The 24,524-nt window shown below is 65.4% G+C and carries 25 protein-coding genes, 1 other RNA gene and 1 riboswitch; of the genes, 10 read left to right on the top strand and 16 right to left on the bottom strand.

Going from position 1 to position 24,524, the window contains the following annotated elements; genetic code table 11:
* Positions 1 to 40 precede the first annotated feature (40 nt).
* Together aroB and C7450_RS01720 are read right to left on the bottom strand one after the other, a co-directional pair.
* Positions 41 to 1,180, bottom strand: a complete 1,140-nt coding sequence (aroB, locus tag C7450_RS01725; protein ID WP_110372650.1) for a 3-dehydroquinate synthase — start codon at positions 1,178 to 1,180, stop codon at positions 41 to 43.
* Positions 1,177 to 1,779, bottom strand: a complete 603-nt coding sequence (locus C7450_RS01720; RefSeq protein WP_110372649.1) for a shikimate kinase — start codon at positions 1,777 to 1,779, stop codon at positions 1,177 to 1,179. The genes aroB and C7450_RS01720 overlap by 4 nt, the downstream gene beginning before the upstream one ends.
* A gap of 98 nt (positions 1,780 to 1,877) precedes the next feature.
* Here C7450_RS01720 and C7450_RS01715 point away from each other — a divergent pair, with 98 nt between their 5' ends.
* Positions 1,878 to 2,021 (top strand): histidine kinase, encoded by a 144-nt coding sequence (locus tag C7450_RS01715; protein WP_110372648.1) that lies wholly within the window; start codon positions 1,878 to 1,880, stop codon positions 2,019 to 2,021.
* A 5-nt stretch (positions 2,022 to 2,026) separates the two neighbouring features.
* Positions 2,027 to 3,010 (top strand): site-specific tyrosine recombinase XerD, encoded by a 984-nt coding sequence (locus C7450_RS01710; protein ID WP_110373208.1) that lies wholly within the window; start codon positions 2,027 to 2,029, stop codon positions 3,008 to 3,010.
* Between the two features lie 174 nt (positions 3,011 to 3,184).
* Here C7450_RS01710 and metW read toward each other — a convergent pair whose 3' ends face one another.
* On the bottom strand, positions 3,185 to 3,811 hold the full coding sequence (gene metW, locus C7450_RS01705) for a methionine biosynthesis protein MetW (RefSeq protein WP_267211302.1): 627 nt from the start codon (positions 3,809 to 3,811) through the stop codon (positions 3,185 to 3,187).
* A gap of 51 nt (positions 3,812 to 3,862) precedes the next feature.
* A complete protein-coding gene (gene metX / locus C7450_RS01700) occupies positions 3,863 to 5,032 on the bottom strand; it encodes a homoserine O-acetyltransferase MetX (RefSeq protein ID WP_110372647.1) in 1,170 nt (389 codons plus the stop codon).
* Between the two features lie 267 nt (positions 5,033 to 5,299).
* Here metX and C7450_RS01695 point away from each other — a divergent pair, with 267 nt between their 5' ends.
* Genes C7450_RS01695 through C7450_RS01685 form a run of 3 tightly spaced genes read left to right on the top strand, consistent with a single transcriptional unit; the run spans position 5,300 to position 8,299 of the window.
* The gene (locus C7450_RS01695; protein WP_110372646.1) at positions 5,300 to 6,190 is read left to right on the top strand and encodes a chorismate mutase; all 891 of its coding nucleotides are present in this window, start codon (positions 5,300 to 5,302) and stop codon (positions 6,188 to 6,190) included.
* Between the two features lie 47 nt (positions 6,191 to 6,237).
* Entirely contained in the window at positions 6,238 to 7,350 is a 1,113-nt protein-coding gene (gene hisC / locus C7450_RS01690) for a histidinol-phosphate transaminase (protein ID WP_110372645.1), read from the top strand.
* A complete protein-coding gene (locus C7450_RS01685; protein WP_110372644.1) occupies positions 7,343 to 8,299 on the top strand; it encodes a prephenate/arogenate dehydrogenase family protein in 957 nt (318 codons plus the stop codon). The genes hisC and C7450_RS01685 overlap by 8 nt, the downstream gene beginning before the upstream one ends.
* 11 nt (positions 8,300 to 8,310) lie before the next feature.
* Here C7450_RS01685 and C7450_RS01680 read toward each other — a convergent pair whose 3' ends face one another.
* Complete coding sequence (locus C7450_RS01680; RefSeq protein ID WP_110372643.1) at positions 8,311 to 9,465, bottom strand: DNA recombination protein RmuC; 1,155 nt, start codon at positions 9,463 to 9,465, stop codon at positions 8,311 to 8,313.
* Positions 9,466 to 9,624: 159 nt separating this feature from the next.
* Here C7450_RS01680 and C7450_RS01675 point away from each other — a divergent pair, with 159 nt between their 5' ends.
* Positions 9,625 to 10,146: a peptide deformylase gene (locus C7450_RS01675; RefSeq protein WP_110372642.1), complete on the top strand. Its 522-nt coding sequence runs from the start codon at positions 9,625 to 9,627 to the stop codon at positions 10,144 to 10,146.
* 59 nt (positions 10,147 to 10,205) lie between these two features.
* Here C7450_RS01675 and recR read toward each other — a convergent pair whose 3' ends face one another.
* From recR to ffs, 4 genes are all read right to left on the bottom strand, one after another.
* Positions 10,206 to 10,808 carry a recombination mediator RecR gene (gene recR / locus C7450_RS01670; protein ID WP_110372641.1) on the bottom strand — a complete coding sequence of 201 codons (603 nt, stop codon included), beginning with the start codon at positions 10,806 to 10,808 and terminating at the stop codon, positions 10,206 to 10,208.
* 233 nt (positions 10,809 to 11,041) lie between these two features.
* Positions 11,042 to 11,365 (bottom strand): YbaB/EbfC family nucleoid-associated protein, encoded by a 324-nt coding sequence (locus C7450_RS01665; protein ID WP_110372640.1) that lies wholly within the window; start codon positions 11,363 to 11,365, stop codon positions 11,042 to 11,044.
* 25 nt (positions 11,366 to 11,390) lie between these two features.
* Positions 11,391 to 13,280: a DNA polymerase III subunit gamma/tau gene (locus C7450_RS01660; protein WP_110372639.1), complete on the bottom strand. Its 1,890-nt coding sequence runs from the start codon at positions 13,278 to 13,280 to the stop codon at positions 11,391 to 11,393.
* A 118-nt stretch (positions 13,281 to 13,398) separates the two neighbouring features.
* An RNA gene (gene ffs / locus C7450_RS01655) (signal recognition particle sRNA small type) lies at positions 13,399 to 13,496 on the bottom strand.
* A gap of 168 nt (positions 13,497 to 13,664) precedes the next feature.
* Between ffs and nudC the strand changes: the two genes are divergently transcribed.
* Positions 13,665 to 14,642, top strand: coding sequence for an NAD(+) diphosphatase (gene nudC / locus C7450_RS01650; RefSeq protein WP_110372638.1), 978 nt, complete (start codon positions 13,665 to 13,667; stop codon positions 14,640 to 14,642).
* Positions 14,643 to 14,689: 47 nt separating this feature from the next.
* Here nudC and C7450_RS01645 read toward each other — a convergent pair whose 3' ends face one another.
* Positions 14,690 to 15,286 (bottom strand): GNAT family N-acetyltransferase, encoded by a 597-nt coding sequence (locus C7450_RS01645; RefSeq protein ID WP_110372637.1) that lies wholly within the window; start codon positions 15,284 to 15,286, stop codon positions 14,690 to 14,692.
* Between the two features lie 162 nt (positions 15,287 to 15,448).
* Entirely contained in the window at positions 15,449 to 16,309 is an 861-nt protein-coding gene (locus tag C7450_RS01640; RefSeq protein WP_210206339.1) for a prephenate dehydratase, read from the bottom strand.
* Positions 16,310 to 16,536: 227 nt separating this feature from the next.
* Here C7450_RS01640 and C7450_RS01635 point away from each other — a divergent pair, with 227 nt between their 5' ends.
* Positions 16,537 to 17,094 (top strand): c-type cytochrome, encoded by a 558-nt coding sequence (locus C7450_RS01635; RefSeq protein ID WP_110372636.1) that lies wholly within the window; start codon positions 16,537 to 16,539, stop codon positions 17,092 to 17,094.
* Positions 17,095 to 17,524: 430 nt separating this feature from the next.
* Here C7450_RS01635 and thiC read toward each other — a convergent pair whose 3' ends face one another.
* Entirely contained in the window at positions 17,525 to 19,408 is a 1,884-nt protein-coding gene (gene thiC / locus C7450_RS01630; RefSeq protein ID WP_110372635.1) for a phosphomethylpyrimidine synthase ThiC, read from the bottom strand.
* A gap of 228 nt (positions 19,409 to 19,636) precedes the next feature.
* A riboswitch (TPP riboswitch) is annotated at positions 19,637 to 19,757 on the bottom strand.
* Positions 19,758 to 19,973: 216 nt separating this feature from the next.
* Here thiC and C7450_RS01625 point away from each other — a divergent pair.
* Positions 19,974 to 20,366, top strand: a complete 393-nt coding sequence (locus C7450_RS01625) for a PRC-barrel domain-containing protein (protein WP_110372634.1) — start codon at positions 19,974 to 19,976, stop codon at positions 20,364 to 20,366.
* Positions 20,367 to 20,494: 128 nt separating this feature from the next.
* Here C7450_RS01625 and C7450_RS01620 read toward each other — a convergent pair whose 3' ends face one another.
* Entirely contained in the window at positions 20,495 to 21,322 is an 828-nt protein-coding gene (locus C7450_RS01620; RefSeq protein ID WP_110372633.1) for a pyrimidine 5'-nucleotidase, read from the bottom strand.
* Between the two features lie 292 nt (positions 21,323 to 21,614).
* Here C7450_RS01620 and C7450_RS01615 point away from each other — a divergent pair, with 292 nt between their 5' ends.
* Complete coding sequence (locus tag C7450_RS01615; RefSeq protein WP_110372632.1) at positions 21,615 to 21,824, top strand: hypothetical protein; 210 nt, start codon at positions 21,615 to 21,617, stop codon at positions 21,822 to 21,824.
* A 63-nt stretch (positions 21,825 to 21,887) separates the two neighbouring features.
* Here the strand turns inward: C7450_RS01615 and argB are convergent, their stop codons facing one another.
* The 3 genes from argB to map all read right to left on the bottom strand — a co-directional run bounded on the left by argB (position 21,888) and on the right by map (position 24,312).
* Positions 21,888 to 22,808 carry an acetylglutamate kinase gene (gene argB / locus C7450_RS01610; protein ID WP_110372631.1) on the bottom strand — a complete coding sequence of 307 codons (921 nt, stop codon included), beginning with the start codon at positions 22,806 to 22,808 and terminating at the stop codon, positions 21,888 to 21,890.
* A gap of 250 nt (positions 22,809 to 23,058) precedes the next feature.
* Positions 23,059 to 23,436, bottom strand: coding sequence for a DUF423 domain-containing protein (locus C7450_RS01605; protein WP_246573143.1), 378 nt, complete (start codon positions 23,434 to 23,436; stop codon positions 23,059 to 23,061).
* A gap of 24 nt (positions 23,437 to 23,460) precedes the next feature.
* Positions 23,461 to 24,312 (bottom strand): type I methionyl aminopeptidase, encoded by an 852-nt coding sequence (map, locus tag C7450_RS01600; RefSeq protein WP_110372630.1) that lies wholly within the window; start codon positions 24,310 to 24,312, stop codon positions 23,461 to 23,463.
* Positions 24,313 to 24,524 lie beyond the last annotated feature (212 nt).

The following is a 24,524-nucleotide window of genomic DNA, read 5'->3' as shown; positions in this document are numbered from 1 at the left end:
CGGGACCCTGGCATGCATGGGGCGCGCGATGCGCCCCCACTCACGCCTCGGCCAGTTCCTTGACGAGGAAGGCCCTCACGCCGTCGGCCTCGACGCCGCGGGCGATGAAGCTCTGGCCGATGCCGCGCGCCAGGATGAAGGTCAGCGCGCCGCGCTTGACCTTCTTGTCCTGCGCCATGGCCTCCACGAGGCTGTCGGCGGTGCCGATATCGCCCGGCACATCCTGCAGCCGGGTTGGCAGGGCGACGCCGGCGAGGTGAACGGCGACGCGCGCGGCATCTTCTGGGGGGCACAACCCGCGTTCCACCGAGAAACGGAAGGCGAGTGCAAGCCCGACCGCCACCGCCTCGCCATGCACCAGCCGGCTGCCGTCATAGCCCGTGGCGCGCTCCAGCGCATGCGCGAAGGTATGGCCGAGATTGAGCAGGGCGCGGTCGCCGTCCTCGCGCTCGTCGCGCACGACGACGGCGGCCTTGGCGCGGCAGCTTGTGGCAACCGCATGATCGCGCGCCGGACCGGGCCCGAAGATTCCTTCAGCATTGGTCTCGCACCAGGCGAAGAAGCCGGGATCGTCGATGAGGCCGTATTTCACCACCTCCGCATAGCCGGCGCGGAATTCGCGCGGGCTGAGGCTGTCGAGGAGCGCGGTGTCGGCCACGACGAGGCTCGGCTGGTGGAAGGCGCCGATCAGGTTCTTGCCGTGGGCGGAGTTGATGCCCGTCTTGCCGCCAACCGAGGAATCGACCTGAGCCAAAAGGCTCGTCGGCACCTGCACGAAGCGCAGGCCGCGACGCACGATGGACGCCGCGAAGCCGGCGAGATCGCCGATAACACCGCCGCCGAGCGCGATGACGAGATCGCCGCGCTCGATGCGGGCGGCGAGAAGTGCCTCACACACCTCGATCAGCCGCGGGTAGCTCTTGCTGCCTTCCCCCGCCGGCACGGTGATGATCGTGGTCCTGAGCCCGGCCGCGGCGAGAGCGTCGCTGAGGGCCTGGCCGTAGAGCGCGCCGACATTCGCATCGGTGACGATGGCTGCGGCGCCGCCCGGCGCCAGCCCCGCGATGCGCGCGGTGGCCTCATTGAGGACGCCTCGACCGATCATGATGTCATAGGCGCGCTCGCCCAGGGGAACATGCACGGTCTCGCGGCCGGAAGAAGGAGGAATTGCAGTCGTCATCGGGCGAGATCCACTTTGGAAACGTTGAGATAGCGACGCACGGCCTCGACGATTTCCTCGACGATGGCCTCGTGCGGCGCATCGCGGGATACCACGGTGATGTCGGCCTCGGCATAGGTCGGGTAACGCTCGTCGATCAGGCGCCGCAGGGTGCCTTCAGGATCCGTAGTATGCAGCAGCGGGCGACCGGGCCGCTTGCGCACGCGCCGGAACAGCACGTCGAAGTCGGCCTTCAGCCAGATCGAGATCCCGGCTTCGGCGATATGCGCGCGCGTTTCGGCATTCATATAGGCACCCCCGCCGGTCGCCAGCACCTGCGGCCCCTCGCCGAGCAGGCGGCCGACGACTCGGCGCTCGCCATCGCGAAACTGCGCTTCCCCCTGGCTAGCGAAGATGTCCGGTATCGTCATGCCCGCCGCACGCTCGATCTCGTGGTCGGCATCCACGAAATTGAGGTTGAGACGCGTGGCGAGACGCCGCCCGACCGTGCTCTTGCCCGACCCCATCATGCCGATGAGAACCAGTGACCGGCCCCGGAGAGCCCGGTGCAGGGCTTCGATCTCGGGGTCGACTACCCCAGTGTTGCGCGACTCGTCCATACGGCTTTCACTATCATGGAGTTTTTGTTTACGTCATTCCTGTAACTTGATGCGGGCCGTACTTTGGGCCGAAATCACGCGATGGGTTGAAGATAGCTGTGCCGACCGTCTTCCGCTTCCTCATGTTCATCGGGCTCATCGCTGGCCTCGGCTATGCGGGTCTCTATGCCCTCGCGACCTTGGTCGAGCCCAAGCCGCGCACCGTGACCGTAACGGTTCCAGCGTCCAAATTCGAGAAGTGATGCTGATGGCCGCCGCGTTGCAGGCGCAAACGACTGATTCGGCGAACCGGCGCGAACCCCACGCTGGCGGCCTTGCCGAGCGTTTCCTGGAAATGCTTGCGGCAGAGCGCGGTGCCGCGCGCAACACCCTGCAGGCCTACGAGCGCGACCTTGCGGACTATCTCGGCTATCTCGCCCGCGCCCGCGTGACCGCGACAAGCTGCACCCAGCCCGATATCCGTGCTTTTCTGGCCGAAATCCATTCCCGCGGGCTCAAGGCGTCGTCGGCGGCGCGGCGGCTGTCCGTGGTGCGGCAGTTCCACAAGTTCCTTTATCTCGAAGGCCTGCGCAGCGACGATCCGACAGTCACTATCGAAGGGCCCAAGATCGGGCGCCCGCTCCCCAAGGTCCTCAGCGTGGACGAGGTCGACCGGCTTCTCGCGACCGCGCGCGAGGGGATCGACGACCCGAAGCGGCCGCTTGTCGAGCGCCGCCGCGCGGCGCGTCTCACCTGCCTTCTTGAGCTTCTCTATGCGACGGGCCTGCGCGTGTCGGAGCTGGTCTCGCTGCCGCGCAGTGCCGCCAGGACCCGCGAGCGCTTTCTCCTCGTGCGCGGCAAGGGTGACAAGGAGCGCCTCGTTCCCTTGACCGAGGCCTCGCAGAAGGCGGCGACCGTGCATCTTGAGCTCATTGCCGCCGACAGGGAGGTTGCCCGGCAGAAGCGCTGGCTGTTTCCCGCCGACAGCGCCGAAGGACATCTCACCCGCCAGGCCTTCGCCCGCGACCTCAAGGATCTTGGCATTGCCGCCGGTATCGCACCGGATCGCCTGAGCCCGCATGTCCTGCGCCATGCCTTCGCCAGCCACCTCCTGCAGAACGGCGCCGATCTGCGCGTGGTGCAGGAGTTGCTCGGCCACGCCGATATCGCGACGACGCAGATCTATACCCACGTGCTCGATGCGCGCCTCACCGCGATGGTGCGCGACCTCCACCCCCTCGCGCAGGACTAAGGGAAAGCTGCATTGAAGGCGTGGACGAAGCTCTGCGTCATCAAGGCAGTTCCGGTGCGTTAGATTACGTTGTCTCATCCGCCGCGCCGATCCCTCCCCTTCAGGGGAGGGATCGGCGCGGCGCCCAGGAGATTTCAAGACAACGGGAGCCAGGACGGCGAGGCTTCGCCTCTGTCACCCCCGCCGCAGCAGGAACACCGCCTGCTCGCCGAACAGGTTCCACACCCACCAGGGCATGTTGAACCGAACCGGCTGGCCGCTGGAATTCAAGGCCAGCGCGCGTTCGGTTCGGGCGTTCAGCTCGTTGCAGAGCGCGACAAAGTCGCGGATCGTGCAGAAATGGATGTTGGGCGTATCGTACCAGCTCTCGGGCAGGTTGTCCGTCACCGGCATCCGCCCGGAGAGCGCGAGATCCGCGCGCACGCGCCAATGGCCGAAGTTCGGAAAGGAGACGATCGCCCGGCGGCCGATCCGCAGCATGTGTTCCAGCACCACGCGCGGCCGGCGCGTCGCCTGGATGGTCTGGGACAGGATGACATAGTCGAAGGCATCATCGGGATAGGCGAAGAGGTCGGTGTCCGCGTCGCCCTGGACGACGGACAGCCCCCGCGCCACGCATTGATTGACGCCTTCGCGCGACAGCTCGATACCCCGGCCGTCCACACCGCGCCGCTCGGCGAGCAGAGACAGGAGCGTGCCGTCGCCGCAGCCGACGTCCAGCACGCGCGCGCCCCGCTCGACCATCTCGGCCATGAGGACGAGATCGACGCGTTGTGTCGCGATGGGATCATCATGGGCCAAGGTAGAATGCCTTTCGGGAATTCGGGGTGGAAGATCCGGCGCGGGAGGCCGTCAGAGTCCGCGCGCCCGCGCGGCGGAATCGAGGAAGCCGCGCATGGTCGCGAAGAAGACGGGTTCGTCGAGGAGGAAGGCGTCATGGCCCTTGTCGCTCTCGATCTCGACAAAGCTGACGGAGGCCGCGGCCGCATTGAGGGCGTGGACGATCGCGCGCGAGTTCGGCGTCGGGAACAGCCAGTCCGACGAGAAGGAGGCCACGCAGAAGCGGGTCTTGATGCCGCGGAAGGCATTCGCCAGCACGCCGCCGTGGTCGGCCGCCAGATCGAAATAGTCCATCGCGCGCGTGATGTAGAGATAGCTGTTGGCGTCGAACCGCTCGACGAAGCTCTCGCCCTGGTAGCGCAGATAGCTCTCGACCTGGAAATCGGCGTCGAAGGAAAATGTCGGCGCGTCGCGATCCTGCAGACGGCGCCCGAATTTGCGGTGAAGCGCGGCCTCCGAGAGATAGGTGATATGGGCGCCCATGCGGGCGACGGCGAGACCTTTTGCAGGACGCACGCCGGCCTGCAGGTAATGGCCGCCGCGCCAGTCGGGATCGGCCATGATGGCCTGGCGCCCGACCTCGTGGAAAGCGATGTTCTGCGCGGAATGGATGGGGCCGGTGGCGATCGGCATGGCCGCGAAAACGCGGTCGGGATAGCTCGCGGCCCATTGCAGCACCTGCATGCCGCCCATGGAGCCGCCAACGACGGCGAAGAGTTGCGCGATGCCGAGGTGGTCGAGCAGCATCGCCTGGGCGCGCACCATGTCGCGGATCGTCACGAGCGGAAAGCTCAGGCCCCAGGGCTCGCCCGTTGCCGCATTGAGCGACGCGGGGCCGGTGGTTCCCATACAGCTGCCGATGACATTCGAACACAGGACGAAGAACCGGTCCGTGTCGATGGGAAGGCCGGGGCCGACGATATTCTCCCACCAGCCGGGTTTGCCCGTGATGGGGTTGCGGCTGGCCACATGCTGGTCGCCGGTCAACGCATGGCAGATGAGGATGGCGTTCGAGCGGTCGGCGTTCAACGTACCATAGGACTGATAGGCGATCTGCCAGGGCGCCAGCGTTGCGCCGCTATCGAGCACAAGCGGCCGGTCAGCGCCGAAACGGGCCACGAGGCTGTCCGGTTCGTCGACCTGCGATGCGGGAACCGGGGCAATGTCAGCACTAACCAACATGAGACTGGTAAACCCTTTTCCGCCTTGATCGCGCGCCCCGCAAAACTATAGCGCGTTCGCTATATCGAACACAGCCCCTCTTCGGCAACTGGTCTTGCGGCGAATGGTGGCGATCCGGCCCCCCCGGCCGTCTTCTGTGAGATGGCCGGTTGGTTGTGCGCTTTCAACGTCTTGCCTTCGCGCGACCGCGCCTTAAAAGTGTTCCGCTCGGACGGGCCGAATGGCCTATGGCCGGATCCATTTTACAGGGACGCGGAACTCACAAGCATGGCCAATCCGGTGACAAGACCCGCAGCGAATGCTCCCGCTTCTTCCGCCGAGCCGCCCGTCGAGCTTGCCCTCCTGCGCGCGGATATCGATCGCATTGATGCTGCCATGCACGAACTCCTGATGGAGCGGGGCGACATCATCGACAGGTTGATCGCCTTCAAGCGCACCCAGGGGCCGGGATCCGCCTTTCGGCCGGCACGCGAAGCGGCCATGATGCGCAGGCTGGCGGAGCGCCATCGCGGTATCCTGCCGCTTGATACGGCGGAGAGCATCTGGCGCGTCATCATCGGCACGTTCACCTATGTGCAGGCGCCGTACAGCGTCCATGCCGATATTTCCGGCGGTGACGGACCGATGCGCGATTCCGCGCGCTTCCATTTCGGGTTCACGGTGCCGTACATCGCGCATACCAGCGCGGAGGACGTCATCCGCGCCGTGGCGGAGTCGAGCGGCGACCTCGGTATTTTCCGGCCGGACGGCGCCGCCGCATCAGGGCCGTGGTGGGCAGGGCTTGCCGGCAAGGACAGCCCGAAGATCATTGCGCGGCTGCCGTTCATCGACCGGCCGTACCATCCCGCCGCGACGCCGGTTTTCGTCATTGCGAAGCCCTTGACCGACGGCGGCTCCAGCGAGGTGCGGCTCGTCGCGGCGACCGTCGAGCGATGGCGGGAGCAGGCGCGGGAGGCCGTCGGCCGGCTCGGCGGCGAGGTGCTTGGCTCCGCCGGCGTGCGCGATGGATTGTCGGTTCTGATCTCCGTTCCCGGCACTGTGACGCTGGAAACCCTCGATGAGGCCTTGACGGCGGAGCATCTGGGGCGCATCGACCTCAGTGAAATCGGAAGCCACGCCGAGGTTTTCGTGCTCGACAAGCCGGGAAGGGGAGGCTGATCTCCCATCGCGCGGCTTCCGTTCGTCCTTTATCCGGAGTGTCTATCATGGGTCTTGTGGCCGATCGTCCCGTCCCGCGGGCCGGAATTCTGTCGATCGATGCCTACGTGCCGGGCAAGAGCAGCGTCACGGGCGTCGACAAGGTCTACAAGCTGTCGTCCAACGAGACGCCGCTTGGGCCGAGCAAGGCCGCCATCGAAGCCTACAAGCGCGGTGCGGAGACCCTTGAGCATTATCCCGACGGTGCCGCCACCCGTCTCAGGGAAGCGATCGCCTCACGCTTCGGGCTCGACCCGGCGCGCATCGTTTGCGGCGCTGGCTCCGACGACATCCTCAATCTCCTGACGCACGCCTATATCGGCCCGGGCGACGAAGGCGTCTATTCCGAATACGGCTTCCTGGTCTACAAGATCGCCATCACTGCCGCGGGCGGCACGCCGGTCGTCGCCAGGGAAACGGACCTGACGGCGAGCGTCGACGCGCTTCTGGCCGCCGTCACGCCGCGCACCAAGGTGGTCTTCCTCGCCAATCCCAACAATCCCACCGGCACCTATCTGCCGTTCGACGAGGTCAAGCGCCTCCATGCGGGTCTGCCCCCGCATGTGCTGCTCGTGCTCGACGCGGCCTATGCCGAATATGTCCGGCGCAACGACTATGCCTCGGGTCTCGAGCTCGTCTCGACCAGCGAGAACGTCGTCATGGTGCGCACCTTCTCCAAGATCTACGGGCTTGCGGCGCTGCGCCTCGGCTGGGTCTATGGCCCGGCCCATGTCATCGACGCGATCAACCGTATTCGCGGTCCCTTCAACGTCAACGCGCCCGCCATCGAGGCGGGGATCGCGGCGATCGCCGACGAGGGCCATGTCGCCGCCTCCATCGCGCATAACGAGACATGGCTGCCCTGGCTGACGAAGGAGATCGAGGCGCTCGGCCTCAAGGTGACGCCGAGTGTCGGCAATTTCGTCCTGATCCATTTCCCCACGGAGGCGGGCCGAGATGCCAAGTCCGCGGACAGTTTCCTGTCCAAGCGCGGGCTCGTGCTGCGCGCCGTCGGGTCCTACGGGCTGCCCAACGCCCTGCGCATGACCGTCGGCGACGAGGAGGCCAACCGCCGCGTGGTCGCTGCGCTCAAGGATTTCCTTGGGGGTGTGGATGCCTGACCGCCTCGGGCCGCCGCGCTCTGAACCGCTGATCGGACGGCTCGCCATCATCGGGCTTGGCCTGATCGGCTCGTCCATCGCCCGCGCCGTTTCCCACCTCAAGCTTGCCGGCACGCTTGTCGTCAGCGACGCCTCGCCGGACGTGCGCAGGCGGCTTGGCGAGCTTGGCCTTGGCGACGTGGTGGCGGACACCGCGGCAGAGGCTGCGGCTGGCGCGGATATGGTGATCCTCTGCGTACCCGTTGGTGCCTGTGGCACCGTCGCGGCCGAGATCGCCGGGGCGCTCAAGCCCGGCGCGATCGTCTCCGACGTCGGTTCCGTCAAGGGTGCCGTTGTTGCCGCCGTCGCGCCGCATCTGCCGGCGGGCGTGCATCTCGTGCCGGCCCATCCCGTCGCCGGTACCGAGCATTCCGGCCCGGACGCGGGCTTCGCGACGCTCTTCCACAACCGCTGGTCGATCGTGACGCCGCCGGACGGTGCCGATCCCGATGCCGTCGCTGTGACGCGCGGGCTGTGGGAGGCCATGGGTGCCATGGTCGAGATCATGACGCCGCAGCACCATGACCTGGTGCTCGCCATCACGAGCCACGTGCCGCATCTGATCGCTTACAACATCGTCGGCACGGCCGCTGACCTCGAAACCGTCACCCAGTCCGAGGTCATCAAGTTCTCGGCCGGCGGCTTCCGCGATTTCACGCGCATCGCCGCGTCCGACCCGACCATGTGGCGCGACGTGTTCCTCACCAATAAGGACGCCGTGCTCGAAATGCTCGGCCGCTTCAACGAGGATCTCGCGGCGCTTCAGCGCGCCATACGCTGGGGCGACGGTGACGCGCTGTTCGACCTGTTCACCCGCACCCGCGCCATCCGCCGCAGCATCATCGATCTCGGCCAGGAGACGGCGGCACCGGACTTCGGCCGCCGCCAGGGTGAGAGCAAGGACGGCTGATCGCAATGCCGTTATTCGGCGGCGCGAATATCCCGCGACGGTGACGCCTCGTCGAAATCGAGCGCCTCGATGCGCTCGCCGCGCTTGACGATCTTGTCCGTCGAGGTGCGGATCTGCGCGACGTCCTCCTGGGCCTGCCGGAAATGGGTGTCGAGCTTCTCCACCCGGTCGCGCAGGCGCCCGACATCCTCCAGGATGCGGCGCACCTCGAGCTGGATGGTCTCGGCTTCCTCACGCATGCGCGCATCGCGCACCAGCGACTGCATGACCTGGATGGCAAGCGCCAGAAGCGATGGCGAGACGATGATCACCCGGGCGCGGTGGGCGCGCGCGACGATATCCTCGAAATATTCCTGCAAGTCGGCGTAGACCGCCTCCGACGGAACGAACAAGAGCGCCAGATCCTGCGTCTCGCCCGGCACGAGGTATTTCTCGGCAATGTCCTTCACATGGGCCGAGACATCCGCCTTCACCCGCGCCGCTGCAGCCCGGCGCGTCTCGTCGCTCGTCGCGCCGCGAAAGGCGAGGAAGCTCTCAAGGGGAAACTTCGCATCGATGACGAGGGGATGATCGCCGGGCAGGTGGATCAGGCAGTCCGGCCGGCGGCCGTTGCGCAGCGTCGCCTGGAAGGCGTAGTGCCCGGCGGGCAGCCCATCGCGGACGATCGTCTCCATGCGGCCCTGGCCATAAGCGCCGCGCGCCTGTTTGTTGGCAAGGATATCCTTGAGGCCGACGACCTCGCCGGTAAGATCGGTCAGGTTTTTCTGGGCGGCGTCGATCACCGCCAAACGCTCGTTGAGACGCGCAATATGTTCGCCCGTGGTGCGCGAAGAAACCTCCAGCCCCTGCCCGACGCGATGCTGCAGGCCGTCGAGCCGCTCCGCGACGAAGCGGGCGAAATCCTGCTGCCGGGAGCCGAAGATCTCGGCGATCGTCTGCAGTCGGCCCGTCATCTCGGCCTGGATGCGGTTGAGCTCCGCGACCTTGTCGTCCATCTCCCGTGCGCGCTCAGCCGCTTCCGCGGCTTCAAACCGTCTGTCGCGATTGGTGCGCGCCACAAAGACCGCGAGCATCAGCAGAATAAGGAGAAGAGCCCCCGTCGCCCCGATGATCACCTCGCCCGCTGTGAGCGGGTATCCTCCCAGGGTCAACAGGGTCTGATTCATCACGGAACTGAGACTCACCTTCGCCCGATCGCGAACAAAAGAAGAACACATTGACCCTTGCGGTGCAAGTGATTATGTGGCTGTTACACGATCGTTTTCCGCCCTCAGGGCCCTTGCCGCTGAAGGCGTTTGCCCAGAAAGCCCAATTCAAGTCGCGCCATGGCTATAAGACCGATCATCCTCATCCCCGACCAGCGGCTCAAGACGGAATCGGAGCCGGTGACGGATATCACCGACGAGATCCGGACGCTCGCCGCCGACATGCTGGAGACGATGTATGACGCGCCGGGCATTGGCCTTGCTGCCGTGCAGATCGGGGTCATGAAGCGTCTGCTCGTCATCGATGTCGCCGGCAAGGAAGAGCCGCGGGCGCCGATGGTGGTCATCAACCCGGAGATCACCTGGGCGTCCGACGAAGAGTTCAGCATTCACGAGGAAGGCTGCCTGTCGATCCCCGACTATTACGAAGAGGTGGAACGCCCCGCGAAGATCCGCGTGCGCTACATGGACCTCGACGGCAAGACGCTGGAGATCGACGCGGAGGGGATCCTCGCCACCTGCTTGCAGCACGAGATCGACCATCTCGATGGCGTCCTGTTCATCGACTATCTGTCGAAACTGAAGCGCGATCGCGTGATGAAGAAATTCACCAAGGCGGCCAAGCGCGAAGCCGTGGACTGAGGCGGCACGCCCGGAGACGGGCGCTTTTCTGCAAGCCGCCTGCGCTGATCGCGTGACCTTCAGAACGTCGTGCGCTGGCGGATCGCTGCGGCGAGCGTCCCTTCGTCGAGATAGTCGAGCTCCCCGCCGACAGGCACGCCATGGGCGAGGCGGGTGATCTTCACCGGATAGGGGGATAGCAGGTCGGTGATGTAATGCGCCGTCGTCTGCCCGTCGACGGTGGCGTTCAGCGCCAGCACGATCTCGGTCAGGCCCGGCTCGGCCGCACGGGCGACGAGCCTGTCCAGGTTGAGGTCCTCGGGGCGTATCCCGTCGAGCGCGGAGATCACGCCGCCCAATACGTGATAGCGCGCATTGATGACGCCGGCCCGCTCCAGCGCCCACAGATCCGCGACGTCCTCCACGACGACGAGAAGCGTCGGGTCGCGTCTCATATCGCAGCAGATGGTGCAGGGATCGGCGGTGTCGATATTGCCGCAGGATGTGCAGACCAGCACACGCTCGGCCGTGATGCGCGCCGCTTCGGCGAGCGGCACGAGCAGCTGCTCCTTCTTCTTGATGAGCGTCAGCGCCGCGCGCCGCGCCGAGCGTGGCCCAAGGCCGGGCAGGCGGGCGAGCAACTGGATCAGCCGCTCGATCTCGGGACCGATGGGGGATGCCATGACGTGGAACGGTTCCCTGCTAGAGCGATCCGGCTGAGATGGAATCATCTGATGCCATATGAGTCTCAGATGCTCGTCAGTTTTTTAGCGGATGACGTCTGCTAACGGACTTGCTGCAACAGTTCCCACTGTCATCACCGGGCTTGTCCCGGTGATCCCGATCGGAAAGACGCCTCAATATGTCGGGATGGCCGGGACAAGCCCGGCCATGACGGCTGAGAAAGCGATTGATCCTAGAACGGCAGCTTCATGCCGGGCGGGAGCGGCAGACCCTTGGTCATCTCGCCCATCTTGTCCTGCATCAGCCGCTCGGCCTTGCCTTTGGCATCGTTGACGGCGGCGACGATGAGGTCCTCGAGGATTTCCTTTTCGCCGGGAACGATGAGGCTCTCGTCGAGCGCGATGCTCTTCATCTGGCCCTTGGCGGTCGTCACCACGGTGACAGCGCCGCCGCCGGCCGTGCCGGTGACTTCGAGCGCCTCGAACTCGGCCTGCATGTCGGCAAATTTCTGCTGCAGGCCCTGAGCCTGCTTCATCAGTCCCATCAGGTCGCGCATGGGTAACTCCCGTCGAATCCGCGGATCACATGTCGTCTAGATAGGACAGGTCGTCGTCGGATGCGAGGCTTCCTTCATCGTCCGCGACCTCGCCGGTACCGGCCGGCGGTGGCTGGGTCTCCTCGGCGGCGGCTATATCGCGGATATCGACGATGGCGGATCCGGGAAAGCGCGACAAGACGGCTTGCACGAGCGGGTGCCCCTCCGCACCGCTGCGGCGCTCGGCCTCACGGGCCTGCGCCATTTCATGCAGCGTCGGTGCGCCAGGCTTCGACGACAGCGCCACCATCCAGCGCCGGCCGGTCCATTCCTGCAGGCGCTTGCCGAGGTCGCCGGCAAGCGTGCGGCTGCCGCCCTCGCGCAACGCGAATTCGATATGCCCGTCGTCGAAATGAACGAGATGGGCATCCTGCTCAAGCGCGCGCTTCAGGACGATATCGCGCTTCTCGCCGGCCAGGGCCACGACGTCCTCGAAGCGCGCGAGCCGGATCTGCGGTTCGGCCGCGGCGCGCAGCGCCTCCTGGGCAGGATCCGGCCGCGGCGTCGCATCGGCCAGCAGGGCGGAGCCGGTGCTGGCGATGGCCAGACGCGGCCCGCCACCGTTGCCGCCGCCACCGCTTGGGCGGGCGCCGCCGCCATTGCCGCCAGCGGCTGGAGCGCCGTCGCGCAGGGCGCGCAGCGCCTCGTCCGGGGTCGGCAGGTCGGCGGCATAGGCGAGGCGCACCAGCAGCATTTCGGCGGCGGCGATGGGCCGCGCGGCCTGCTGGACCTCGGGAAGGCCCTTGATCAGGATCTGCCAGCTGCGCGCCAGGATACGCAGGGAGAGGAGGGACGCGAGATCCGCGCCGCGCAGGCGCTCGGCTTCCGTCAGCGCGGCGTCCTTGCCGGCGTCGGGCACGAGCTTGAAGCGGGTGACGAGGTGGATGAAGCCGGCGAGGTCGTTCAGCACGACATAGGGATCTGCGCCGGCGTCGTATTGTGCGGTCAGTTCGGCCAGCGCGGCGGCGAGATCGCCGCGCATGACGGCCTCGAAGAGGTCGATGACGCGGGCTCGGTCCGCGAGGCCGAGCATGGTGCGCACCTCCTCGGTCGTCACCGCGCCGCCGCCATGGGCGATGGCCTGATCGAGCAGCGACAGGCTGTCGCGCGCCGATCCCTCGGCAGCGCGGGCGATGAGCGCCAGCGCTTCCGGGTCCGCATTCACGCCTTCCGCCTCGGTGATGCGGCCGAGATGGGCGACGAGCGCGCCGGCATCGATGCGGCGCAGGTCGAAACGCTGGCAGCGCGAGAGGATCGTCACCGGTACCTTGCGGATCTCGGTGGTGGCAAACACGAATTTGGCGTGCGGCGGCGGCTCCTCCAGCGTCTTCAGGAAGGCGTTGAACGCCTTCTCCGAGAGCATGTGGACCTCGTCGATGATGTAGACCTTGTAGCGCGCCGACGACGGTGCATAGCGGATGCCGTCGATGATCTGGCGCACGTCCTCGACGCCGGTGTGGGAGGCGGCGTCCATTTCCAGCACGTCCACATGGCGCGATTCCATGATCGCGGCGCAATGGCGACCGAGCGTCGGCATCTGGATCGTCGGCTGAGAGGGGCTGCCGTCGAGCGGCTCGTAATTCAGGGCGCGCGCCAGAATGCGCGCCGTGGTCGTCTTGCCGACGCCGCGCACACCGGTCAGCATCCAGGCCTGCGGGATGCGGCCGGTCGAGAAGGCGTTGGAGAGTGTGCGGACCATCGCCTCCTGCCCGATGAGATCATCGAAGCTCAGAGGGCGGTATTTGCGCGCGAGGACGCGGTAGGCCGGGGCGGGGGATGCCGCCGGCTGCGGCGCACCGAAGCCGGGCAACGCGGGACCTGCTTCATCCTCGACGGAGGCGTTCGGCACGTCGTTGGTGCGCGGCTGATCGGTCATTGCACCCGTTCGGTCATCTCATCGGGCCGGTCAGGGCTGAGCCCTGGCGCCGGCGGGAGCCTGTGCCTGGCGCAAGATCCCATGCGGACGATTGTCGCCGGAGATCCGACGAGGACAAGGTGGGAGGCTGGACGAAGACCCGCCCGATTCTCGTTAGGGCTGCTTCCTTCCGGACCTGACCCGGTTGGCGAGTGGAACGTCCAACGCCAACCTCCCACCGCCTATATCGGGGAAAGACGGGGCCGATGCAAGCCGTCCGGAATGGAATTCGCACGCCTGTGCATGACCCCGCGGCCGCGCGAACGGCGCAGCTCCCGGCCATGCCCGAAACGTGCTTCTGTCCGCCGCCGGGCTCAGGTAGAAGAGGGGCCGAAAGGCAGTGCCATGACGCATGATGATTCCAACGCCGTGCCGGTTGTTCCGCTCGCTGGCCTGCGCGACCGCTCCGCGCGTGTGGGCTTCGCCATCAATCGGCTGGAGCGCCACTCGGAGGGGCGGGAAAACGCCGATACGGTTGGTGCGTTTCGGCAAAGGCCCGATGCCGGAACCTTCGTGCTCGCCGGCGATGTGCCGATCCTGAAACGCCAGCCGTCGCTCGATCCGCGCTTCACGCTGGCGGAGGCCGCGGCTCTTGGTGCCGATGGCGAGAGTATCTTCCTCGGGACGATCGACGGCGTGCCCCTGTTCACGGCGGCGCTGGCGACTGATGCGGCCAGCGTCATCGCCGATCGGCCGCATCTCGATGCCGTCGATCTCAGGTCGCTTGCCTCGCAAGGTCTGTTGGATCCGGATGTCCTCGGGCCTCTTGGCGAGGCCAAGGCCATCCTCCATTGGCATCAGCGCCATCGTTTCTGTGCCAATTGCGGGGCCGCGACACGGGTTGAAGCCGCCGGCTGGCGGCGCATCTGTGATGCGTGCGGAGCCCAGCATTTTCCGCGGACGGATCCCGTCGTCATCATGCTCGCAGTGCGGGAGGGGCGCTGCCTGCTCGGACGGCAGCCGCGCTTTGCCGACAAGATGTATTCATGTCTCGCCGGTTTCGTCGAGCCGGGCGAGACGATCGAGGATGCGGTGCGCCGTGAAACGAAGGAGGAAGCGGGGCTCGCCGTCGGCCGGGTTCGCTACCTTGCATCGCAGCCCTGGCCCTTTCCCGCCTCGCTGATGATCGGCTGCATCGCGGAAGCGCTGCACGACGACATCACCATCGACAGGCTGGAACTCGAGGATGCGCGCTGGTTCTCCCGCCAGGAAGCGGCGGGGCTCCTGGCCGGGACCCATCCCGATGGGCTGATGTCCCCGAAGCCCTTCGCCATTGCCCATCACCTCCTCCACGCCTTCGTGCATGAGGAGGAGCAATTCTGAGCCGGACCCGACGCCGGCTCGGCACAAGGAGCCTCTTGGCAAAGGGCCTATTTGCAGGCCGGGATACAGGGCGCAAAGGGCATCAGGCCAAGTCCATGCCCCGAGCCAGACTGGGCCAGCCGATGCTGGCCGTCGTCGAACAGGGCGAGATCGCCGGCCTTCGGCCAGACAAGCGCCAGCTCGGTATGACCGGCGCCGTGCGTGTCGCCGCGCGAGCCGGCGACGATCGCACCAAGCGAGCGGGCGAAAACGACGGCCGTCACGTTGCGATGGAACACCCAGAGCCCGACGCCGGAGACGTCACGCTCGGCGAATTCCCGGGCCATCCGTCCCATGAGCGCACTGCCGATGCCGCGCGAACGAAACGGCCGCGCGACGTGGACTGCGTAAATCTCGCCGAAAGTGCCAAGTTCACCATCCCGCGCGGGACCGCAGGCGCCGAAGCCGACCAGTCGGCCCTCATGTTCCGCGATGACGACGCTGCCGTTGCCGGCGGGCAGCGCCCGCCAGTCGCGACGCGCACGCCAGCTCTTGAGTTCCCGATCGTCCATGAGGCTGAGATAGGTCTCATGCCAAACGTCTTCGTAGAAGCGGGAGACATTGGCCATGTCGCAGCTGTCTGCGTGTCTGAACGTGGGCGTCATTGGCCTTCCCTCTCATCGTGCGGAGGTAAACTCGCGTGAGAGAAAGGCCATAAAAGGGCGACGAAGGGATGACGGCCACCTTTTTTCGGTGCGCATTGAAAATGCTTGGTAAATGCTTGCCTGGACAGCAAAGCTTGCGCGCGTCGATCCGCCCGCCGTGACCTATTCGGCCGCGTCGATCTGCGTCGCGCGGAACGGATGTGCGGGGTACACACCGAGGATGCGCAGCTCCTTCGAGAAGAAGCCGATCTCCTCGAGCGCATTCTTGAGCGCCGGGTCCTCGGGATGGCCGTCGACCTCGGCATAGAACTGCGTGGCCTGGAAGAGCCCCCCCACCATATAGCTCTCGAGCTTGGTCATGTTCACGCCGTTGGTCGCGAAGCCGCCCAAGGCCTTGTAGAGCGCCGCGGGCACGTTGCGCACGCGGAAGACAAAACTCGTCACCGTCGGCCCGTTTCCGGCCGGCGCCCATTGCGGCTCCCGCGCCAGCACGACGAAACGCGTCGTGTTGTGGGCCTCGTCTTCAACATCCTCCATCAGCGTGTCGAGACCGTAGATCTGCGCGGCGAGGCGTGGTGCGAGCGCGGCCTGGGTCGGGTCGTTCCATTCGGCGACTTGCCGTGCCGAGCCGGCCGTGTCGGCGGCAACGACAGCGCTGAGGCCGAGCTTGCGGATGATTCGCCGGCATTGGCCGAGCGCATGCACATGGCTGTGCACCGTCTTGATGGTGGCGAGCGTCGCGCCCTTCGGCGCCAGCAACTGGAAATGGATCGGCAGGAAATATTCGCCGACGATATGCAGCCCCGAGGTCGGCAGGAGATGATGCATATCGGCCACGCGGCCGGCGATCGTATTGTCGATCGGGATCATACCGAGGCTGGCCGTGCCGTCGGCAATCGCTGCGAGCGCATCCTCAAAAGTCGCGCAGGGCAAGGATTGCCACGTCGGATACACATCGTCGCAAGCGATATGCGAATTGGCGCCCGGTTCGCCTTGGTAGGAAATCACGTCGGGCAGGGACATCGGCTCGTCTCCTCGAAATCATCACGCCCCGCCGGCTCGTGCCGAAAAGCGGCAAAAGGTAGCAAAGGGGAAGCCGCTTATACGAGTTGCCAACCCGGCTTCAAAGCGGGTAATCAGACTTTGCTGCATGTCTTCGTGCCGTGCAGCATCACTGTCGCATGAACCTTCGCCTGAAGTCTGCCAATCGGCCTTAGCCCTATGGCCGCACCGGAGCCGCTGTTTTGTCGATGCATCAGCTAGATTCCTTTGAGCTCAACAAGATCTTCGGCGCCATTCTTGGCACCTGTGTATTTGCGATGGGCCTTGGCATTGTGGCCAGCGCGATCTTCTCGCAACATCCACCCGCCGTTCCCGGCTATGACCTTCCGGCGCCGGAAGAAGGGGCGAGCGCTGCAGCGCCCGCAGCGGCGGAAGTGACGCCGATCGCCGTTCGCCTGCAGACCGCCGACCCCGCCCGGGGCCAGAAGGCTGCGGCAAAATGCGCCGCCTGCCACAATTTCGTGGAAGGCGCAGGTTCGAAGGTCGGCCCCGACCTCTACAACATCGTCGATCGCGCGAAGGGCTCCGTCGAGGGCTTCGGCTATTCCGCGGCGATGAAGGAGCATGCGGCCAAGGGTGAGAAATGGGGCTATGAGGAGCTCGACCACTTCATCGCCAATCCGCGCAGCTATATGAAGGGCACGATCATGAGCTTCGCCGGCATTGCCAAGCCGGAAGAGCGGGCCGACGTCATCGCCTATCTGCGCAGCCTGTCCCATGCGCCGGCCCCGCTGCCCAACCCCTGATCGGCGCTCGCAAGCACGGTTTTCTGTCGAAGGCGGCGTTCGTGGAGCGAATTTGACATTTGAATCCCGCCTGACATGGGGCTCCAGATCAAATGTCAAATTCAAAAGCTCCACGAGAACCAATGACTAGCGAGTGGTTCTCGTTGCTCCGACATCTGCTCCGAGGCCCGTAATAGGCGGATGCAAATGTCGGCGCCGAACCACTCGGGTCGCCTTTTTGCTGTTGGCAATGAAGGGAACGGTGGGCCGCGCGCGCCCGCAGACTGTCGCGGTGTGCCTGCCTGTCATCCCGGGGCCCTGCGCAGCAGGGAGCCCGGGATCCATGAACACTATCGCTCCTCTCTGGTGACCATCGGAGTGCATGGGTTCCGGGCCCGCGCTATGCGCGTCCCGGAATGACCGTCGATCTTCACGTGCCTCCAGCGCCCGCCTATTCCGCCGGAAGATAGAGGGACGCCCCCTTCTCGTTGAACTCCCGCGCCTTTTCGGCGAGGCCGGCGAGGCGACCGCCGTCATCGCCCGAAGGCTCCATGGCCAGTGCCTCCGCGCGCAGATCCTGGGTGATCTTCATCGAGCAGAATTTCGGCCCGCACATCGAGCAGAAATGCGCCACCTTATGCGCTTCCTTCGGCAGCGTTTCGTCGTGGAAGGCGCGCGCGGTGTCGGGATCAAGCCCCAGGTTGAACTGGTCCTGCCAGCGGAACGCGAACCGCGCCCGCGACAGGGCGTCGTCGCGCAGCTTCGCGGCGGGATGGCCCTTGGCGAGATCGGCGGCATGGGCGGCGATCTTGTAGGTGATAACGCCGGTTTTCACGTCGTCGCGGTTGGGCAGGCCGAGGTGCTCCTTCGGCGTGACGTAGCAGAGCATGGCGGTGCCGAACCAGCCGATCATCGCCGCGCCGATGGCGGAGGTGATGTGATCGTAGCCCGGCGCGATATCGGTGGTCAGCGGCCCGAGCGTATAGAAGGGCGCCTCGCCGCAGGTCGCGAGCTGCTTGTCCATATTCGCCTTGATCTTGTGCATGGGCACATGGCCCGGGCCCTCGATCATCACCTGGCAGCCCTTGTCCCAGGCGACCTTTGTCAGTTCGCCGAGGGTATCGAGCTCGGCGAATTGCGCGGCGTCATTGGCGTCGGCAATGGAGCCCGGCCTGAGGCCGTCGCCCAGCGAGAAGGTGACGTCATAGCGATGCATGATGTCGCAGATCTCATCGAAGCGCTCGTAGAGGAAGCTCTCGCGGTGATGGGAGAGGCACCAGCGCGCCATGATCGAACCGCCGCGCGAGACGATGCCGGTGACCCGCCGCGCCGTCAGCGGCACATAGGCCAGCCGCACGCCGGCATGGATGGTGAAATAGTCCACGCCCTGCTCGGCCTGTTCGATGAGCGTGTCCTTGAACACCTCCCAGTCGAGCTTCGCCGGGTCGCCATCGACCTTCTCGAGCGCCTGGTAGATCGGCACGGTGCCGATGGGCACGGGCGCGTTGCGCATGATCCACGAGCGGATGTTGTGGATGTTGCGCCCGGTGGAGAGGTCCATCACCGTGTCGGCGCCCCAGCGAATGGCCCAGACCAGCTTCTCCACCTCGTCGGCGGCCGAGGAGGTGACGGCCGAATTGCCGATATTGGCGTTGATCTTCACCAGGAAGTTGCGGCCGATGATGGTGGGCTCGAGCTCGGGATGGTTGACATTGGCGGGGATGACCGCCCGACCCCGGGCCACCTCCTCGCGCACGAAGTCCGGCGTGATGAAGGCCGGGATGGCGGCGCCGAAGTCCTCGCCGTCGGCGCGCCGCTCCTCGGCGCCCGCGAGCATGGCCGCGCGCCCGCAATTCTCGCGATGCGCGATATAGACCATCTCCTCGGTGACGATACCGGCGCGGGCGTAGTCGAGCTGCGTGACCGGCCGTCCGGCCTGGCCGGACAGCACGACGCGTTCGGCCGGGCAGGGCGCCACGAGCTTGTCCGGGGCGATGTTGCCGTTGTCTTCCGGCTTCACCGCGCGCGGCGCAATTGCTTCGAGACCGCGCGCGGCGAGCCAGGGCGCGCGAGGTTGGGCGAGGCCGCGGTTGAGATCGACGACGGCGTCCGGATCGGTGAAGGGGCCGGAGGTGTCATAGACGCGGAACGGGGCCTCGCCGGAGGAGGGATCGAGCGCGATCTCGCGGAAGGGAACGTGGATATCGGGACGACCCGCGGGACTGGAATAGATCTTGATCGAGCCTGCGATCGCGCCGGTCGTGACGGCCGCAGGTGTTGAGGTGACAGTCTGGCGTGCCTTGGCGCGCGTCTTGTCTGGATGATGAATGTTCATGGATCTCCTGTTCCGGAGAACCTTCGCCGGAGCGAAGGCGCCCCGTTTCATCAATGAGGAGAGCGCCCGCGCGCGGCATCTTCAGGCGAAATGAAAGCAGTTTCGCGTAAAGACGACGCAATTGATCGAACCCGATCCCGATTCGACAGAATCGGAACGGGCCGCAAGCGGACGCACTCCTGGTTCGAGGAGATCCGGGTGACAGCGATCTGATGGAATCGTGAGGAGCTTTGCACCTTTTTCCGTCCCTTCGCCGGCATGACCCGGATCAGGTCCTAAGGGTCACCGCGGTGCTCATGGCGAGCCGGCGGAATCTCAGCCCCCTCACGGGGCCCCCCTCGGAACAGATGACGAGCATGGGCGTTTGCAGACACGCTGTCAATGGACGCGCGGGCGTCGGCGGGGTTGGCCATAGCCGGACGGCCCACGATCCTGCCAAATGGCGCCTTGATCGCGGATCGTTTGGATACTTCATGATGGAAAGTGGAACTAAATCATAGAATTGACGTTTTAAATAACGGAAGCCCCGGATATTTCATTCGGAGCGCATAGTTGGAGTTGATTGATGGTTCGAGTTGCAGCGTTAATCGCAGCTATTGGTATTTCAACAGCGGCATTCGCGCAGACTGCCCCCACGCCAAGCCAAGCGCCCAATTTTGTCACTGTTGAACAAGGCGCATTGGCCAGTTCACTGAAGGGGTTGAACGTCCGGAATGCTGGCGACGAAAACGTCGGCGAAATTGAAGATGCGGTTATCGATGGGACTGCGATCCGCGCCTATATCCTCTCTGTCGGTGGTTTTCTGGGGATGGGCACGCATTATGTCGCGGTGTCCCCTGCAGCACTCATGCTGACGTGGAGCGAGGCCGACAAGAAGTGGAACGCGCGCATCAACGCGACGAAGGACCAGCTGAAAGCCGCGCCACAGTTCAAATATGAAGGTCGTTTCGCGAAATAGCGCGAGATCCTTCTCAACGAGCGACGCAGAAAGGGCGCCATCTGGCGCCCTTTTTTCGCTTGCGCAGGTCACCCATAGACATGCGGCGGTACGGGATGGCGAGCCTGACGCTCGCCGTCCGCCGTCTTTTAGCCGCCTCGCATGCGCACGAGGAAATCGGCCAGGTCGTCGGTCATGAAATCGATATGCGGCGCGACGCTGGGGGCCTGTTCCGCGGCCTCCCGGAACGGGTCGATCGTTTTCGGCAGGACGAGCACGGTTGCCATGCCCAGCGCATGCGGCACGACGAGGTTTTTCTCGATGTCCTCGAACATCACGGCGCCCGCGGGATCGACCTGATGGCGATCGAGAAAGCGCTCATAGGTGCTTGGCTCGGGCTTCGGCACGAAACCGGACGCGACGATGTCGAATACGTCCTCGAAATGCTCGCGGATCCCGAGCTTGAGCGCAACCGCTTCCGCATGCGCCCGCGACCCATTCGTGAGGATCAGCTTGCGGCCCGGCAGCGCGGCGATGGCCTCGCCGAGCGGCGGATTGGGCAGGAGCTCGGAATAGTCGATGCTATGGGCGAAATCGAGGAACTCCTCGGGATCGATGCCGTATTCCTCCATCAGGCCGCGGAGCGTCGTGCCGTAGCGATGGTAATAGTATTTCTGCAGCGCGCGGGCGGAGATGCCGTCGAGACCGCAGAGTTCCGCGAGGAACAGGGTGATCCTCAGGTCGACCTGCGGCCATAGCTTGGCGTCATGCGGATAGAGCGTGTTGTCGAGATCAAAAATCCAGGTGTCGACATGCGTCAGCGATGGCTTGGGCAGGAGCGTCTCCCGCAACGGCGAGTGCTGCGAGGGGCCTTGTTGCAAGACGTCGGACAGGTTGTCCGGCAGGGATGGCAGGTCGGTGGGCCTGCTCTCTTCAAGCTTGCGGTCGCTGGTTGGCTTGGGGGTGGACACGTTCATCGAGGCTCCGTTCCCGGAGCATGAGGTCGAAGGCGCGGCGCGGCCCGGCCTGACGGGGCGAAGCTGCCTTTGGTCGATATCACGCTCCCGATTCTAGACCTCGGCCTCTGTGATTGGCTGAGGGGGAACCGATTGAGATGGGGGCATCGGGCAGAAGATACAAGGTTGGATGTGCGCCTGCGTGAAAAGGCTGTCATCCCGCGCAAAGGCTGGCTCCTGACGCAGGGGCCGGAACCCCGTCGGCCATGGCGGATTGTCTGGCCAGTTGCTTGATTGATTTGAGGACCAGCGGATGATGGACAGTGGCGATGATGATGCGCGCCTCATGCGGCCGCTCGCCGAGCTCACGAGCGCGGCGAGCCTCGATGCGCTCAATGCTGCACTGGCTTCAGAGCGGGTCGATGCCGCGCGGATCGTTGCGGTCGTGTTCGAACCGGCGTTCTTCGACCCCGTCGGCCGGCTCGTGAAGCCTGCCTATCGCGTCCTTTACAGGCGCCCGTAACCGCCCCGATCCGGTTGCGCGGATGGGGCTTCAGGGCGCTGCTGCGCATGCAGGATCGTCCTGCTACCGCCGGATGAGGGTGCCGGCGCCGTGGTCGGTGTAGAGCTCCAGCAGCACCGCATGCGACACCTTGCCGTCGAGGATGACGACCCCCTCGACCCCCTGTTCGAGTGCGTAGATGCAGGTCTCGACCTTGGGGATCATACCGCCGGTGATGGTGCCGTCGGCGATGAGATGACGGCATTGCTCCACCGTGAGCTCGGGCAAGAGGTTCTTGTTCTTGTCGAGCACGCCCGGGACGTCGGTGAGCAGCAGCAGGCGCTTGGCGCGCATGGCGCCGGCGATGGCGCCCGCGAAGGTATCGGCGTTGATGTTGTAGGTCTCGCCGTCGGTGCCGGCCGCAACCGGTGCCAGCACGGGGATGATTTCCTGGCCGAGCACGGAATCGAGAACCGTGCGATCCACCCGTTCGGGCTCGCCGACGAAGCCGAGGTCGATCACCTTCTCGATGTTGGAATCCGGGTCGACGACCGAGCGCGTCACCTTGCGCGCGGTCACCATATTGCCGTCCTTGCCGCACAGGCCGATCGCCTTGCCGCCCTCCGCCGCGATGGTCCCGACGATCTGCTTGTTGATGGAGCCTGCGAGCACCATCTCGACGATCTCGACGGTGGCTTTGTCGGTGATGCGCAGGCCGGCCGCGAATTCCGACTTCACGCCGAGCCTGGTGAGCATCTGGCCGATCTGCGGGCCGCCGCCATGCACGACGATCGGCTTCACGCCGGATTGCTCGAGGAGGACTATGTCCTCGGCAAAATCCTCCGCCGCTGCGGGATTGCCCATCGCGTGGCCGCCATATTTCACGACCACGATCTCCTGGTCGTAGCGCTGCATATGGGGCAGGGCCTGCACGAGCACCTCGGCGCGGGTGTGCACGTCCGGCAGGTCGGCGAGCGGGGAGGGAGCGGCTTTGGTGTCGGACATGGCATGTCTCGCCGTTGGCAGGATGCAGGTGCAGGATGCGGATGGCGCAGTCTTTTAGCGGTTCGCTTCCAAGATTTGCATCTCGTTTGTATAGGCCCCGAGGGCAAATGTTGGAAGCGGGAGAACCGCTAAGAGTTTATGATTCGCGTGGAATTTTCGAATTTGACATTCGGTCTCGAGACCGACATCGAGCGGGTACCGAATGTCAAATCCATTCCACGCGCGAAGACACACGACTTTGTCGTGTCTTTCAAGCGCGTCGCGGAATGATCGCCGACAGGCCGATGGCAACCCAGCCGATCATCAGCAGCGTGCCGCCCGTGGGGGCGGCCATGGCGAAGAGCGGCGTACCCGTGAGCGCGCGCATGGCGAGGTCTCCGCTGAAGCCGATGAGCCCGAGAACGACGAGCGCGCCGCCAAGCCGCAGCAGGCCGGCGCGGCCGAGCCCGACGTGGTCGGCAATGGCAATCGCCACCAGGACCGGTGCATGGAACAGCAGGAAATCGGCCGCCGTGCCGAGGGAGCCGGTGCCGGTGACATGGGCGGCTGCCGCTGCTGCGACGACGCCGGCAAGGCCGGCGACGGCACCCAGAACCACGAACAGCCGGTCGATCAACGAGATTGGCATGGGTGAGACCTCATCGCTCCGGTGTCAGGTGGCGGGATAGGGGGGCTCGGTGAAGCCTTTTGGCGACAGGGTGAAGATCTCGACGCCCGTCTCGGTCACCCCGACGGTGTGCTCGAACTGCGCAGAGAGCGAGCGGTCACGCGTCACGGCGGTCCAGCCGTCGCCCAGCACCTTCACGCCGGCTTTGCCCGCATTCAGCATGGGCTCGATGGTGAAGAGCATGCCGGGCTCGAGGACGACGCCCGTGCCGGGCTCGCCATAGTGCACCACTTGCGGCGCATCGTGGAAGACCTGTCCGAGCCCGTGCCCGCAGAAGTCCTCGACCACCGAGAAGCGTTCGCGCAACGCGACGGTCTCGATGGCATGGCCGACGTCGCCGAGGGTGTTGCCCGGCTTGACCTGGGCTATACCTGCCATCATCGCCTCATAGGTGGTGTGCACGAGGCGTGCGGCTTTCACAGGGACCTCGCCGACGAGATACATGCGGCTCGAGTCGCCATACCAGCCGTCCAGGATGGGCGTCACGTCGATATTGAGGATGTCGCCTTCCGAGAGGAGCTTGTCGGAGGGGATACCGTGGGTCACCACGTGGTTGACCGAGATGCAGCTGGCGTGACGATAGCCCTTGTAGCCGATCGTCGCCGGCACAGCGCCGGCCTTTCGCATGAATTCCTCGCACAAGGCATCGAGCTCTGCCGTCGACACCCCGGCCCGGACAGCCGGCGTGATGAAGTCGAGAGTTTCTGCCGCCAGTCGGCCTGCGCGGCGCATGCCGGCAAATGCTTCCTCGCCATGAATCGGAACGGGACGACCTGTCACGTCGACCTGGGTGGAATACTGGAGCGTCACATCGAGCCCTTCATACTGGGAGTTCATCTTGTGGGGCCTCTTCATTAGCTGCGATGCGGTTGCCGTCAACTATCCCGCGAGCATTCCTGCCGTCGCGTGGCAGCATGCATCAGCGCATGTGGTGCATACCGCAGGTGTCGGGCAAGGGCTTCACAAGGGCGTCTGAAGCGCTTTATGTGCGGGCTTATCCCTTGATCATTGCTAGGGGAGCGAATTTGACATGTGAGTCCCGCCTGACA

The sequence above is a fragment of the Chelatococcus asaccharovorans genome, assembly GCF_003201475.1.
Lineage (GTDB): Bacteria > Pseudomonadota > Alphaproteobacteria > Rhizobiales > Beijerinckiaceae > Chelatococcus > Chelatococcus asaccharovorans.
The sequence above is the reverse complement of the archived record's forward strand: the minus strand, read 5'-3'. Positions and strand labels throughout refer to the sequence as shown.